The 13,346-nt window shown below is 72.4% G+C and carries 15 protein-coding genes; 8 read left to right on the top strand and 7 right to left on the bottom strand.

The features are described 5' to 3' along the window. Positions 1 to 145 precede the first annotated feature (145 nt). Positions 146 to 616: an NUDIX hydrolase gene (locus tag ACN27J_RS16360; RefSeq protein WP_421367181.1), complete on the bottom strand. Its 471-nt coding sequence runs from the start codon at positions 614 to 616 to the stop codon at positions 146 to 148. 5 nt (positions 617 to 621) lie between these two features. Continuing rightward, positions 622 to 1,380, bottom strand: coding sequence for an XRE family transcriptional regulator (locus tag ACN27J_RS16355; protein ID WP_421367180.1), 759 nt, complete (start codon positions 1,378 to 1,380; stop codon positions 622 to 624). A gap of 425 nt (positions 1,381 to 1,805) precedes the next feature. Between ACN27J_RS16355 and ACN27J_RS16350 the strand changes: the two genes are divergently transcribed. Both ACN27J_RS16350 and ACN27J_RS16345 read left to right on the top strand, forming a co-directional pair. Continuing rightward, a complete protein-coding gene (locus tag ACN27J_RS16350; RefSeq protein ID WP_421367179.1) occupies positions 1,806 to 2,063 on the top strand; it encodes a hypothetical protein in 258 nt (85 codons plus the stop codon). A gap of 21 nt (positions 2,064 to 2,084) precedes the next feature. Further along, positions 2,085 to 2,342, top strand: coding sequence for a hypothetical protein (locus ACN27J_RS16345; protein ID WP_421367178.1), 258 nt, complete (start codon positions 2,085 to 2,087; stop codon positions 2,340 to 2,342). Positions 2,343 to 2,349: 7 nt separating this feature from the next. On the opposite strand, the gene nagA is transcribed toward ACN27J_RS16345, so the two are convergent. Genes nagA through ACN27J_RS16330 form a run of 3 tightly spaced genes read right to left on the bottom strand, consistent with a single transcriptional unit; the run spans position 2,350 to position 5,446 of the window. Next, positions 2,350 to 3,498: an N-acetylglucosamine-6-phosphate deacetylase gene (nagA, locus tag ACN27J_RS16340; RefSeq protein WP_421367177.1), complete on the bottom strand. Its 1,149-nt coding sequence runs from the start codon at positions 3,496 to 3,498 to the stop codon at positions 2,350 to 2,352. Next, positions 3,495 to 4,517 carry an ROK family protein gene (locus tag ACN27J_RS16335; protein WP_421367176.1) on the bottom strand — a complete coding sequence of 341 codons (1,023 nt, stop codon included), beginning with the start codon at positions 4,515 to 4,517 and terminating at the stop codon, positions 3,495 to 3,497. Before ACN27J_RS16335 ends, nagA begins: the two co-directional genes overlap by 4 nt. Then, positions 4,514 to 5,446 (bottom strand): SIS domain-containing protein, encoded by a 933-nt coding sequence (locus ACN27J_RS16330; RefSeq protein ID WP_421367175.1) that lies wholly within the window; start codon positions 5,444 to 5,446, stop codon positions 4,514 to 4,516. The genes ACN27J_RS16335 and ACN27J_RS16330 overlap by 4 nt, the downstream gene beginning before the upstream one ends. Before the next feature lie 235 nt (positions 5,447 to 5,681). Between ACN27J_RS16330 and ACN27J_RS16325 the strand changes: the two genes are divergently transcribed. The 4 genes from ACN27J_RS16325 to ACN27J_RS16310 are packed head-to-tail and all read left to right on the top strand — an operon-like array spanning position 5,682 to position 9,018. Beyond that, positions 5,682 to 6,467: a DeoR/GlpR family DNA-binding transcription regulator gene (locus ACN27J_RS16325; RefSeq protein WP_278171804.1), complete on the top strand. Its 786-nt coding sequence runs from the start codon at positions 5,682 to 5,684 to the stop codon at positions 6,465 to 6,467. 60 nt (positions 6,468 to 6,527) lie between these two features. Next, a complete protein-coding gene (locus tag ACN27J_RS16320; RefSeq protein ID WP_421367173.1) occupies positions 6,528 to 7,514 on the top strand; it encodes an ABC transporter ATP-binding protein in 987 nt (328 codons plus the stop codon). After that, entirely contained in the window at positions 7,511 to 8,521 is a 1,011-nt protein-coding gene (locus ACN27J_RS16315) for an ABC transporter permease (RefSeq protein ID WP_421367172.1), read from the top strand. Before ACN27J_RS16320 ends, ACN27J_RS16315 begins: the two co-directional genes overlap by 4 nt. A gap of 53 nt (positions 8,522 to 8,574) precedes the next feature. Beyond that, positions 8,575 to 9,018, top strand: a complete 444-nt coding sequence (locus tag ACN27J_RS16310; RefSeq protein WP_421367171.1) for a DUF3263 domain-containing protein — start codon at positions 8,575 to 8,577, stop codon at positions 9,016 to 9,018. 85 nt (positions 9,019 to 9,103) lie between these two features. On the opposite strand, the gene ACN27J_RS16305 is transcribed toward ACN27J_RS16310, so the two are convergent. Then, positions 9,104 to 9,316, bottom strand: a complete 213-nt coding sequence (locus tag ACN27J_RS16305; RefSeq protein ID WP_278171798.1) for a hypothetical protein — start codon at positions 9,314 to 9,316, stop codon at positions 9,104 to 9,106. Between the two features lie 160 nt (positions 9,317 to 9,476). On the opposite strand from ACN27J_RS16305, the gene ACN27J_RS16300 reads away from it, so the two are divergent. Both ACN27J_RS16300 and ACN27J_RS16295 read left to right on the top strand, forming a co-directional pair. Further along, positions 9,477 to 10,343, top strand: coding sequence for a hypothetical protein (locus ACN27J_RS16300; protein ID WP_421367170.1), 867 nt, complete (start codon positions 9,477 to 9,479; stop codon positions 10,341 to 10,343). A 204-nt stretch (positions 10,344 to 10,547) separates the two neighbouring features. Continuing rightward, the gene (locus ACN27J_RS16295) at positions 10,548 to 11,069 is read left to right on the top strand and encodes a GNAT family N-acetyltransferase (RefSeq protein WP_278174654.1); all 522 of its coding nucleotides are present in this window, start codon (positions 10,548 to 10,550) and stop codon (positions 11,067 to 11,069) included. 16 nt (positions 11,070 to 11,085) lie between these two features. Here the strand turns inward: ACN27J_RS16295 and ACN27J_RS16290 are convergent, their stop codons facing one another. Continuing rightward, the gene (locus ACN27J_RS16290; protein ID WP_421367169.1) at positions 11,086 to 13,326 is read right to left on the bottom strand and encodes an AAA family ATPase; all 2,241 of its coding nucleotides are present in this window, start codon (positions 13,324 to 13,326) and stop codon (positions 11,086 to 11,088) included. Positions 13,327 to 13,346: the final 20 nt, after the last annotated feature.

Raw genomic sequence — 13,346 nt, 5'->3', positions numbered from 1 at the left:
TACGCTCCGGGTATGTCGGGGCTGGTGGCGCGAGCGGCTGAGCTTGCCGAGGAACGGTTAGCGGCGGCTCTGCCTCGGCGTTGGCGTCATGTGCAGGCCGTTGCCTGGAAGCCGTCGAGCGCACCACGGGTCGGCTCGCGGTGTCCTAACCGATGTACGGCTTCGAACGTCCCTCGTAGCCGTGATCGATGCGCAGCCGCATGGACGGATGGATCGTCAGCATGCCCAGCTCATCCTGGGCAACCCACCGAACTTCGGACGACTCGTCGCTCGTGGTGGGTTCGCCGGACAGGTACCGGGCGCGGAAGCAGATGGAGAACTGCTGCCGTACCTCGCCATCGCTGTACTCGATGACATGGTTCGGGTTGGTGTAGAGGCCGACGATGTCGGTCACCTCGATGTCAACCCCGGCTTCCTCCTTGGTCTCACGCACGGCTGTCTCGGCGATGTACTCGCCGAAGTCCTGTGCCCCGCCCGGTAGCGCCCACAGGTCGTTGTCTGTCCGGCGTACCAGGAGGACGCGGTCGTCCGCGTCGAGGACGAAGGCGGTCACAGCGACAACGATCGAGTTCGGTCGAGGGGCGTCCGGGTTGTTGAAGTGCTCGGTCCTGGCCACGGCTCCTAGCCTGCCACGGGCGGGGGCCAGATCGGTGCGGCGCTGGACCAGACGCGGTCGAAGCTGTCGGCGTAGGTGTCGAACAGGTCGCCTCCGGAGAGTCGCCGGAGGTGGAAGACCGGGGCATGTGCGGCGGGGAACCCGTAGGCGTGCGTGTTGACAAGCATCTCGTTGTCAAACCGGTAGATCGAGTTGTAGAGGGTCGTGCTGTGGAACCGGGCATGTACACCTGGCACGTCCTGGAGCTGATTGTAGAAGGCCATCACGTTGCGCACCTTGCCCGCTATTGCGTCGCCGATCCCCTCCTCGGCTCCTCGCTGGGCCACGGCCTCCGACTCCGGGTTGCCGAGGAGTAGTCGGACGTCGACAGCGGCTAGCGCCCTTTCTTGAAGGTCTCGGATCAGGGTAGGCACCAGTTCCGGTAGGAACAGGCCGGCGTAGACGAGAATGCCGATTCGTTCGCTGGACTGCTCGATCAGTCGCCGCCACAGGTCGTACGGCACGGCGGACCGGCGGGAGTAGACGTGCACGACCTCGGATTCCGCCACCCGTGCGACGCGCTCGGGTGATGCGGCGTTGGGCCAGAGGTACGACTCACGCTCTTTCAGCAGGCCGGCGATGGCGTGTCGGTGTCGTGGGTAGGGGACACGGTTGAGCGTTATCCACCGCTCGGCCGTCTTGGGGCTGACTCCGACACGTTCAGCCAAACTCAGCGGTGTCAGGCCGGCGTTCAGGACGGCTTCCCGTAGACGGTCGTTCGCCATGACTACCCCTTCGCAACCCTTCGTGGGACGACTTTATCCTAACCAGGACGTCCCTAGACGTGCAAAGTGCGTTGTGACGCTGTGGCTTCCCCTCCGGCGAGAGTGGACCTCGTCAGCGAGCAGTCGTCCGCAAGGGTTGCGCGTTGGACAGGAGGTCCGTGCTCACTCGGTCCTTGGCGCGAACCTGAGTGGATCGACACCTACGAGAAGACGAGGTGGTCATGATCCTCACGCCAACCCAACCCATCTGGAAGTCTCGATGCTAGGCGTCGGCGCGTTCGTCGGGGCGGCGCTGCTCGGCTTCTGCGCGGGGCTGTGGTCGTTCCGAGTGAAGTCCAGATGGTGCCCCAGCTGCGGACGTACCACCTGGCCGATGGAACGAGGCGCCGACGGCGTGGAAAGGCCATGTGGCGACGGGTGACCCGGTGAACAACCGGCTGCTGCGGACACCGGAACCGAGCCCAGGAGATGTGCTGCTGATCGGGCGGGAGGCGAGCGTCCAGTTCGCCGACGACCGCAGCATCCGATTCCGAGTGATCGCGGTGGATCGGAAATGGACGTACGACGGGTGGATCTGGCTCACCGGCTACGTGCTGGACCGCCACGGCAACGCCACCGAACGGCGCGAGATCTTCGTCCAGCGCCACGGACTTTACCGATTTCCCAAACGTACCGCGACCTGACTGTTTACGAAGGAGAACAAATTGATCATCGACGTACTACGGGACTGGTGGCTGCGCTGGCTCGACTGGCGTTCCGGCCGGTCCACGGCGTCCCGGCGACTGCGCGCACTACGGCTGCGGCAGACGACATCCGCCCGGCACCGCCGACTCGACGGCAACCGGGGACACCACTGGCGATCGGAGACCACCACCCTGCTGCCGACCCTGCGCCCCCTGATGACCTACGGTCAGCAACTCGGCTATCGGCTACCGCCGATCAGCATCCTGACCAACCGGTGACCGTGGCTCACTGCCAGACGCCAGCGCGCATCACCCGGCGTACCCGCAGGTCGTCGTCGAGCTCGACCAGGTCGGCCCGGTGACCGGGGGCGAGTGCGCCGACCGTGCCGGCCAGGCCGACCGTCGCCGCCGGGGTGGTGGCCGCCATCCGTACGGCGTCGACGATGTCGATGCCGGCGGCGACCGCCCGGCGCAGTGCGGCGTCCATGGTCAGGGTGCTGCCGGCGATCGACCCGTCGCGGGCCAGCCGGGCGACGGAGCCGGACACCGTCACCGCCTGCCCGCCGAGCTCGTACGCGCCGTCGGGCATCCCGGCGGCGGCCATCGCGTCGGTGACCAGGGCGGTCCGGCCGGGGCCGCCGACCGACGCGGCGAAGGTGAGGGTGCCGTCGTGCAGGTGCACCCCGTCGGCGATCAGTTCACAGGTCACCCGGTCGTCGCCGAGCAGGGCGAACACCGGGCCGGGTTCGCGGTGGTGCGGTGGCCGCATGCCGTTGAACAGGTGCGTACCGGCGGTGGCTCCGGCGTCGATCGCCGCCCGGGTCTGGTCGTAGCCGGCGTCGGTGTGGCCGACCGCTGCGACCACCCCGGCGTCGACCAGGCGGGCGATCGCGGCCAGCGCGCCGGCCCGCTCCGGGGCCACGGTGACCATCCGGATCACGCCGCCGCCGAGGTCAAGCAGCCCGGCCAGTTCGTCCGGCTCCGGGTCGCGCAGGTACGCCGGGTTCTGCGCGCCGCACCGCACGACCGACAGGTAGGGGCCTTCGAAGTGCAGTCCGGCGAGGGTGCCGTCGGCGACCAGCGGGGCGTACCGGGTGACGGCGTCGCGCATCAGCTCGACCGGCGAGCTGACCAGGCTGGCCAGCAGGGTGGTGGTGCCGTGGGCCAGGTGGAAGGCGGCGGCCTGCCGGGCCGAGTCGGGGTCGCCGGTGGTGAAGGTGTGTCCGCCGCCGCCGTGGTTGTGGATGTCGACGAAGCCCGGCACGATCCAGCCCGACGCCGACGCCGACGCCGACGCCGACGCCGACGCCGACGCGTGCACCCCGGCCGGGCCGCCGCCGGTCGTCGCCACCTCGGTGATCGTGTCGCCGTCGATGGTCAGGCGGCCGTGCTCGCGTACCCCGTCGGGGGTGACCAGCCGGCCGTCGACCATCATCGGGCGGCCCGCTCGACCGGCTCGGCGGCCCGCTCGACCAGGTCCGACGCGAGCAGGTCCGCCGCGAGCAGGTCCGACGCGAGCAGCGCGGCACCGAGGCAGCCGGCCTCGTCGCCGAGCGCGGCCCGGACCAGCCGGGGCAGCCGGTGGAAGGTGGCCCGGCGGCGGACGGCGGCGTCCAGCGGGGCGAGCAGTTGGTCGCCGGCCTCGGCGAGCCCGCCGCCCAGCACCACCAGCTCGGGATCGAACATCGCCTGCCCGATCAGCAGGCCGTCGGCGAGCGCGTCGACCGCGTCGCTCCAGATCCGGCCGGCGGTCGGGTCGCCGCCGGCGGCCAACCGGGCCACCTCGGCGGCGCCGCCGGGCCGGTGGCCAGTCTGGTCGGCGTACCGGCGGGTGATCGCCGACGCCGACGCGACCGCCTCCAGGCAGCCGGTCTGCCGGCAGCCGCAGGCCGGCCCGTCGGGACGGACCACCACGTGGCCGAGTTCGCCGGCGGCGCCGTGCGCGCCGGGGTAGCCGGCCCCGTCGACGACGGCGGCGGCCGCGATGCCGGTGCCGATCGCCACGAACAGCACGTGCCGGCTGCCCTGGCCGGCACCGATCCGGGCCTCGGCGACCCCGCCGGCCCGTACGTCGTGGCCGAGCGCCGTCGGCAGCCCGACCCGGGCGGCCACCAGGTCACGCAGCGGTACGTCGCGGAAGCCGACGTTGGCCGACCAGACCGCGACGCCAGCCGACTCGTCGACGACCCCGGGTACGGCGACGCCGACCGCGACCGGGGTGAGCCCGTCGGCGCGGGCGGTGTCGGCGAGCTGCCCGGCGAGGTCGCAGATGGTGTCGACGACGGCGGCCGGCCCCCGGGCCGCTGCGGTCGGTCGCCGTTCGGTGTGCCGCACCGCTTGGTCGGTCAGCCCGACCAGTGCGCTCTTGATGCCGGTGCCGCCGACGTCCAACGCGATGACGACCTCGTCGGACGGTCCGGGCGGTGTCGGGTCGACTCCGCCGGGCGGCGTCACGTCAGCACGACCGACCGGGTCAGATGGCGCGGGTTGTCCGGGTCGAGCCCTCGGCTGGCGGCGAGGGCCACCGCGAACCGCTGGGCGAGGATCAGGTCGGCCATCGGGTCGAGCGGCCGGCGTCCGGCGGCCCACCGGTCGAGGACGGCGTACACGCCGTTGGTCCGGCTGTGCACGAACGCCGCGCCGGTGGCGGCCACGTCGTCGGCCAGGTGGTCGGGGATCTCGCCGAACGCCCACACCATCCGGCCCGGCCCGGCGATCGCGATCGGCCCGTGCCGGTAGTCCATCGCCGGGTACGCCTCGGACCAGAAGACGGCGGCCTCGCGGCACTTCAGCGCCGCCTCGTGGGCCAGGCCGACGGTCCAGCCCCGGCCGAGGAAGGTGGCCTGGTCGATCAGTGCCGGGTCGATCGGCAGCCGGGCCCGGACGGCGACTTCGGCGTCGGCGGCGATCGCCGCGACGTCCGCGCCGAGGTGGGCCCGCAGCAGCGCCAGCACGCTGGTGGCGAAGCGGGTCTGCACCACGGACCGTTCGTCGGCGTACGGCAGGGCGACGACGTGGCCGGCGAGCTGGGCGGCGGGGGAGCCGGGGTCGCCGACGAGGACCGTGGTGCGCTGCGGGTCGTCGATGGCGGCGAGCAGGTCGGTGATCTCGGTGGTGGTGCCGGAGCGACTGATCGCGATGATCCGGTCGTAGTGCCGGCCGGCGGGGAACTCGGAGGCCTGGAAGGCGTCGGTCTCACCGTGGCCGGCGCGTTCCCGCAGCCCGGCGTACGCCATCGCCATGAACCAGGAGGTGCCGCAGCCGACCACGGCGACCCGCTCGCCGGGGCGGGGCAGCGCCGGTGCGGGGGTGTCGGCGGCCTGTGCGGCCGCCCGGCGCCAGCACTCCGGCTGGCTGGCGATCTCGGCGTCGACGTAGCTCATCGCGACACTCCTCGCTGACCACAAGCAGCGGTGCTCGTTCGGGCTCGAACTGGCACCTTTTCGCGCGTCATTGTGCGCGTTCTGGTGACCGGGTGGCAACAACCGGGGTGAGACTGCACCGGATCGCGCAGCCGGAGGTTTTGCCTACCGGGCGTTTCGCGCATTAGTGTGCAGCAAACTGGTCACCATCCGCGCAGCTGGGCGTGGTAGGCGGCGAGGCGTGGGAAGGGGCGGTATGGATCGGTACGCACGCTGGAACGCGCTGCTGGAACTGCTCACCGACAGCGGCCGGATCACCGTCGAGGACGCCGCCACCCGCCTCGACGTCTCCCAGGCCACCATTCGCCGCGACTTCGACCAGCTCGCCCAGCAGCAGATGATCACCCGCACCCGGGGCGGCGCGGTCGCCAACGGCGTCTCCTACGACCTGCCGCTGCGCTACAAGACCGCCAAGCATTCGGCGGAGAAGCAGCGCATCGGCACGGCCGCCGCCGCACTCGTCGAACCCGGCATGGTCGTCGGACTCAACGGCGGCACCACCACCACCGAGGTGGCCCGCGCGCTCGCCGTACGCCCGGATCTGAACACCAGCGCGGACGGCGCCCAGCTGACCGTGGTCACCAACGCGCTGAACATCGCCAACGAGCTGCTGGTCCGCTCCCGGATGAAGATCGTCGTCGCCGGCGGGGTGGTCCGACCGCAGTCGTTCGAACTGGTCGGGCCGCTCGGCGGCGCACTGCTGCGGGAGGTCACCCTGGACGTCGCGCTGCTCGGCGTCGACGCGATCGACCCGCAGCTCGGCGCCGCCGCCCACCACGAAGGCGAAGCGTCGATGAACGCGCTGATGGTGGCCCGCGCCAAGCGGGTGGTGATCATCGCCGACGGGTCGAAGCTGGGCGGACACGCCTTCGCCCGGATCTGCCCGATCGACCGGGTGGAGACCCTGATCACCGACTCCGGTGCCGAGCCCGGCACGGTCGCCGCCTTCCGTGAACTCGGCGTGACGGTGGTCACCGCCTGAGCCGTCGGTCCCGTATGGTGTGCCCTTGTCCTGACGGCGGGCACGCGGAGAGGGCGGCGGATGACGGCCGTACTGGAGATATCCGGGCTGCGCAAGACGTACCGCAGCCGTCGGCGTGGGGTCCGACACGCGGTCGACGGCTTCGACATGCGGGTCGAGGCCGGCCAGGTGCACGGCTTCCTCGGCCCGAACGGATCCGGCAAGACCACCACGCTGCGTACCCTGCTCGGCCTGGTCGCGCCGAACGGCGGCCGGATGGCGATCCTCGGCCAGCCGGTCCCGCAGCAGTTGCCGGCGGTGATCGGCCGGGTCGGTGCCATCGTGGAGAGTCCACAGTTCTTCCCGCACTTCACCGCCCGGGACACCCTGTCGCTGCTCGCCCAAGCGGGCGGCCTGGCTCCGCAGCGGGTGCCGGCGGTGCTGGACCTCGTCGGCCTCGGCGAGCGGGCCGGCGAGCGGGTCCGCACCTACTCGCTCGGCATGCGTCAACGGCTGGCCGTCGCGTCGGCGCTGCTCAAGGAACCGGCACTGCTGATCCTCGACGAGCCGGCCAATGGCCTCGACCCGGCCGGCATCCGGGAGATGCGCACCCTGATGCGTGACCTGGTCGCCGCCGGCACCACCGTGGTGCTGTCCAGCCACATCCTCGGCGAGATCCAGGTGATCTGCGACTCGGTGACGATCATCTCGCGGGGCCGCCGGGTCACCGCCGGTCCGGTCGCCGAGGTGCTGGCCGCGCACTCCGGCGGCGGTCTGCGGGTACGCCTGGAAGCCGCCGCCGACCTGCCGGCCGCCGAGTCGGCCCTCACCACCGCCGACGGCCCACCGGTCACCGTCACCCGGCACGCCGACCATCTGCTGGTGCACGGGGTCGACCAGCCGGCCCGGGTGACCCGTACGCTCGCCGCCGCCGGCCTGTACGTCAGCGAACTGACCCCGGTCACCGCTGACCTGGAAAGTGTCTTCCTTCAGCTGACGGCCGACGCCGACGCCGACGCCGACGCCGACCAGACGGTTGCCGCCGACCAGACGGGAGCCGGGCGATGAACCTGTACCGGGCCGAGCTGCGCCGCCTCGGCAAACGGCGTTTCGTGCGCTACCTGGTGGCCGCCGCGCTGCTGGTGCTGGTCGCGATCGCCGTCGGGACGTTCCTCGGCAACCAGAAGATCGGCCCGGCGGCGTTCGCCGAAGCCGAGCGCACCGCCGAGGCCGAGTACCGGGCCGGAGTCGAATGGGCCGAGCAGTGGCGGGCCGAGTGTGAGCGCAGCCAGACCGGTGGCGCCGCCGATACGAACCGGTTCCCACCGAACTGCGCCGACATCGTGGCACCGACCCGGGACATGTACCCGGCCGAGCCGTACCTGCCGGCGACGTTCACCTTCCACCGTGAGTTCCCGACCACCCTGTACATCTTCGCCACCCTGACGACCCTGGTCTTCTTCGCGGCCGGGGCGTCGTTCATCGGCGCCGAGTGGACCTCCGGCGGGATGATGAACCTGCTGCTGTGGCGGCCCCGGCGGCTGCGCGTCCTGTTCACCAAGTTGGCCGCGCTGCTGACCGGCGCACTGGCGGTCACGGCGCCCGCCGTGCTGCTGTGGACGGCGGCGCACTGGGCCACCGCCGTGTGGCGCGGCTCGACCGCCGAGATGACCGCCGGCGCCTGGCGGTCCGTCGCGTTGACCGAGCTGCGGGTGGTGGTGTTGGTCGTCGCGGCCGCTGCGGTCGGCTTCGGACTGGCCGCGATCGGCCGGCACACCGCGTTGGCGCTCGGCGGTGTCCTCGCCGTACTGGTGCTGGGCCAGTCCGGGTTGAGTTTCCTCGCCGACGTGACCGACGCGACCTACCCGGAGGCGTGGCTGCTGCCGATGTACTGGATCGCCTGGATGGACTCGTCGGTCGAGCTGACCGACTGGCAAACCTGTGCCGGGCAGCCTGGCTGCGTACCGCCGACCATCGAACTGACCTGGCTGCACACCGGCGTGCTGATGGTGGCGGTGGTGCTGCTGGTGTCGGGCGTCGCGGCGTGGACGGTGCGGCGGCGCGACGTCAGCTGAGTCGGGGTGCCGGCGTCCGCCGGCCGACACGCCGGATCCGCGCAAACCGGCGGATGCGTACCCGCCGGGTGGGCGATTACCCTGGTGAGGTGCCGGCTGCTGACGAACCCCGGACCGGACCGGGCGCCGGGTCGGTCCCCCGGACGACGGCCGGCGTCCCCCGGCAACGCACCGAGCCAGCCGACGCCGACGGGTACGACGACGCCGGCACCGAGCCGGTGGCCGCCGACACTGTCAGCGGTACAGCTGCCGCCGGTCCGGCCACGACCGGGCTGACCGAGCGTGAGCAGCGGATCCTCGACTTCGAACGGCAGTGGTGGAAACACGCCGGCGCCAAGGAACAGTCGATCCGGGACACCTTCGGTCTCTCCGCCACCCGCTACTACCAGCTGCTCAACCAGTTGCTGGACAACCCGGCCGCGCTGGCCGTCGAACCGGTGCTGGTGGCCCGGCTCCGCCGGTTGCGGGCCGCCAGGTCGCGGGCCCGGCGCGGCTGAGCCGCCCGACTCGGCGGCACCAGCGGCACGGCGGCACCAGCGGCACTGCGGCACCAGCGCCAGCGTGCGCCCCCGGCGGGTCGGTCTACTTCTCGTACATTTTGAGCCCGTTGCCGAGCGCGATGAACGTCGGCGCCCACTCGCCGATGAAGATGCCCCACCGGTCGGCCCGGTCGACGCCCGCCGCCTCGAACCGCTTGGACAGCACCCAGCTGGTGAACGAGATCCCGATGCTGGCGATGCCGGCGGCGTACATGTGTTCGGCCCGCAGGCCCTTCTCGTGCAGTTGACGCAACATCTGTGGTCCCCCTGTGTCCCGGGCGCCGGTGTCACGTGCGCCGCGCGGCCCGCGATCCTCGACACCCACCTACCGGTCAAGCTACCTTCGGTGACGGACTGGATTCCGAGAGTTGGTGAGAGATGCTCAGGGTGATTCCCGACCGACTCCGGTGCCGGCGGTGACGAGCCGGGCGTCGGCCCTGCCGGCCGGCCTGCCGACGATGCGGGTCGACGCCTGCTCGGTCGCCGCGCCCGGACAATCGGACAACGAGGACCAGATCCTGCAGTACGGAGACCTGGTCGGCGTGCTGGACGGTGCCACCGCGCCCGCCGGCTTCGACACCGGCTGCAGCCATGGGCCGGCCTGGTACGTACGCCGGCTCGCCGCCCGGCTCGGGTTGGCCAGCGCCGCTACGCCGGCCGCGCCGCTGGCCGGGTTGCTCGCCGAGGCGATCCGGGTGGTCCGCGACGACCACGCGGCCACCTGCGACGTGGACCACCCGGGCACCCCGTCGGCCACGGTGTGCCTGCTGCGCCGGTCCGGTGGACACCTGGACTATCTGGTGCTGTGCGACAGTCCACTGGTTTTCGAAGCGGCCGGGCAGGTCGGTGTGGTGGCCGACAACCGGTTGGCCGACACCATGGCCAGGCTGCGCGGTCAGCACGATCCGCCGGCCACCGACGACCCACAGCACAGATACCGCCGGGCCGTACGGTGGCAGCGGCAGTGGATGAACCAGCCGGACGGCTACTGGGTGGCCGCCGCTGACCCGGCCGCGGCCGACCGGGCGCTCTGCGGCACCCTGCCGCTGACCGGACCGGGTCGGATCACCCGGGCGGCGTTGCTCAGCGACGGGGCGTCGCGGGCCGTCGAACGGTTCGGGCTGTACGGCTGGCCGCAGCTGATGGAGCTGCTCGCCGAGGCAGGGTCGGCCGAGTTGATCCGCCAGGTACGGGCCGCCGAGAACGCCGAGCCGGATCGGTCGACCGGTCACAAGCGGCACGACGACGCCACGGCGATATTTTGCCTGTTCGATACCGGCTGATCCGGTCCGGTCGATGCGTACTGAGCTGGGACAACAGCTGGCGGGCTGGATCGGGGCCGCCGGCCGACGGGTGACCGGTGTCCCGAAGGCCGTTTCGGCAGCGCCGGAACTGAGCAAATATCCGTCCCAGGGGCCGGTAGCTGGGTAGACGGGAGGTGCGGAATGAGTAAGGCGGAGTCGGCACCGGCCTGGGAGACTACCGCCGTGCGGCACGACGTGCGGTTGACCCCGATGAGCGACGACCTGTTGGAGCCGTTGCTCTCCGCCGCCGTGGCCGAAGCCGAGCCGGGTGAGGTGATGCCGCCGGTGCCCGGCCCGGCCGGTTGGACCGCCGCCCGCCGGGACGCCTTTCGCACGTTCTACCGGTCCCACTTCGGCGGCGGGCAGTTCGGGCCCGCCGGCACCATCGTCTACGCGATCACCATCGGCGGGGACGTGGTCGGCGGCATCCGGCTCAGCCGGCTCGACACCCCTTCCGTCGTGGAGACCGGCATCTGGCTCGGCCGGTCCGCCCGCGGGCGGGGGGTCGGCTCCGCCGCACTGCGCGCGGTGCTGGACGAAGCGGTCCGGCTCGGCGCCCACCTGGTCATCGCCCGGACCACACCGGCCAACCGGTCGGCGATCAACCTGCTGCGCCGGTGCGGCGCGATCATCGGGGTCGAGCAGGGCCAGGTGCACGCCCGGTTCTGGCTGGACGAGGCGTTCACCACCGACCTGGCGGGCTGAGTGGAGGTCTGCCGCCCTACCGGGCGGACTGCTGCTCGGCGTACGCGGCCAGCCAAGCCACCTGTGCCGGGTCCAGCGACGGCCGGATCCGGTCCCGGGCCGCCGCGACGTGCGCGGCGGTCACCGATGATGCCTCCAACGACTCCCGCATCGCGGCCAGTGCCGACTCACGGACCAGCGCGGCGCAGTCCGCCGCTGAGAAGCCGTCCAACGACCCGGCGAGCTCGGTCAGGTCCACGTCGTCGGCGAGCGGCACCGACTTCGCCGCCGCCTTGAGGATCTCGGTGCGCGCGGCACCGTCCGGCGGCGGTACGTACACCAGTCGCTCCAGCCGGCCCGGCCGCAGCAGCGCCGGGTCGACCAGGTCCGGCCGGTTCGTCGCACCGATCACCACGACGTTGCGCAGCGCCTCGACGCCGTCCAGTTCGGTGAGCAGCGCGGCCACCACCCGGTCGGTGGTGCCGCCGTCGGACGCCTGCCCACGCACCGGGGCCAGGGCGTCCACTTCGTCCAGGAACACCAGGGTCGGTGCCGCCTCGCGGGCCCGGCGGAACAGTTCGCGGACCGCCCGTTCGCTTTCCCCGACCCACTTCGACAGCAGCTCGGCGCCCTTGACCGACAGCACGTTCGCCTTGCCGGTGCCGGCCAGCGCGGTCACCAGGAACGTCTTGCCGCAGCCCGGCGGGCCGTAGAGCAGCACCCCGCGCGGCGGCTGCACACCCAACCGGGCGAAGGTGTCCGGGTAGGTCAACGGCCAGAGCACCGATTCGGTCAGCATCTGCTTGACCTCGGCCATGTCGCCGACGTCGTCCAGCGTCACTCGCGCCAGCTCCAGCGTGGACGTCGCCATCGAGGTGGGCCGGACCACCTCCAGCGCGGCTTCGAAGTCGGCGGCGGCCACCATCGGCGCCTCCGCCGACTTCTGCCGCAGCGCCGCCCGTACCCCGGCTTCGCGGGCCAGCGCGGCCAGATCGGCGGCGACGAACCCGGGGGTACGCCCGGCGACGTCGTCGAGCCGGACGTCGTCCTCCAACGGCATGCCCCGGGTCAGCACGGCCAACTGCTCCCGCCGCATCGCGGCGTCCGGCAGCGGCACCGCGACCTGCACGGCGAGCAGGTCCGGGCCGCGCAGCCCGGGGTCCAGCGCCTCCGGGTGGCTGGTGGTGCAGACCACCGCCGCGCCGGCGGCCACCGTCTCGGCCAGCAGCTGCCGGAACACGGTCGACAACGGACCCGGCTCGTCGCGGGGCGCGATCGCGTCGACGTCGGCGATCAGCAGCACCGCGGCGTCGCCACGGCGTACCGACTCGGCGGCCCGCCGCAGCCGCTGCGCCGCCGCGTCGTTGGTGAGCGCGGCGAGCTCCGGTGCCCAGATCGTCTCCACCCGGGCGTCCAGGTTGGCGGCGACCGCACGGACCAGCGCCGACTTGCCCGACCCGGCCGGCCCGCTGAGCAGTACCCCGAGCGAGACGGTGGTGCCCAGCCGGTCCAGCACCTCCCGGTGGTGGAAGCCGAGGTCGAGCAGCTCGGTCAGCTCGTGCGCCTGGGCCCGTAGGCCGGGCAGGTCGTCCAGGTTGGGCGCCGGCTCGTCGACGAAGTCGGGTGCCGGTGCCGGCGACACCGGCCCGGCCGGGCGGACCTCCTCCCCGGACGACCCGTGGGTGGCCGGCCCGTGCCGCCAGGCCACCACGGTGTCCATCGTGACCAGCACCGGGTCCCCGGTCCCGGCCGCGCCGGCCGGCTCGGCGTCGGTGACCGTCAGCAGGGTGCTGGTCCAGGCGTACCCGACGACGTTGGCCAGACTGCGCCGGGCCGCCTCCATCAGGCCACGGTGCGCCGAGTCGGAGAAGACGTCCTGCGGCAGCAGCGACACGTTGTCACCGGCGGTGACCACCTTGCCGAGCAGGGCCAGCCGCAGCATCTCCGGGCTGACCACCGCGACGATCTCCACCGGCCCGTCCAGGGTCACCCGGCGGGCGGCGACCTCCGGCGCCGGGGCCACGGTCACCTGGCCGCCGTCGCGGACACCGAGGTTGCCCAGGGTCAGGTCGTCGGCGTACAGCAGGGCGCGGCTGGCGCCGGCCTCGGCGCGGGCCGCGACCCCGGCGGTGCCGCGCCGCCCGGTCAGCCGCACCGGCGTGCCGGCGGTGACGCCGAGCGCGGCCAGCACCTCCGGGTGCAGCCGGACGATGCCCCGGCGGGCGTCCAACGCGGCGGGCCGCAGGCTCGCGGTCAAGGTCAGTTCGGGGTCGGCCACCCGCCGAGCCTATCCACCGC

Origin of the sequence: Solwaraspora sp. WMMB762 (assembly GCF_049179115.1) — a bacterium.
GTDB lineage: Bacteria > Actinomycetota > Actinomycetes > Mycobacteriales > Micromonosporaceae > Micromonospora_E.
This window is presented reverse-complemented; position numbering and strand designations above follow the sequence as displayed.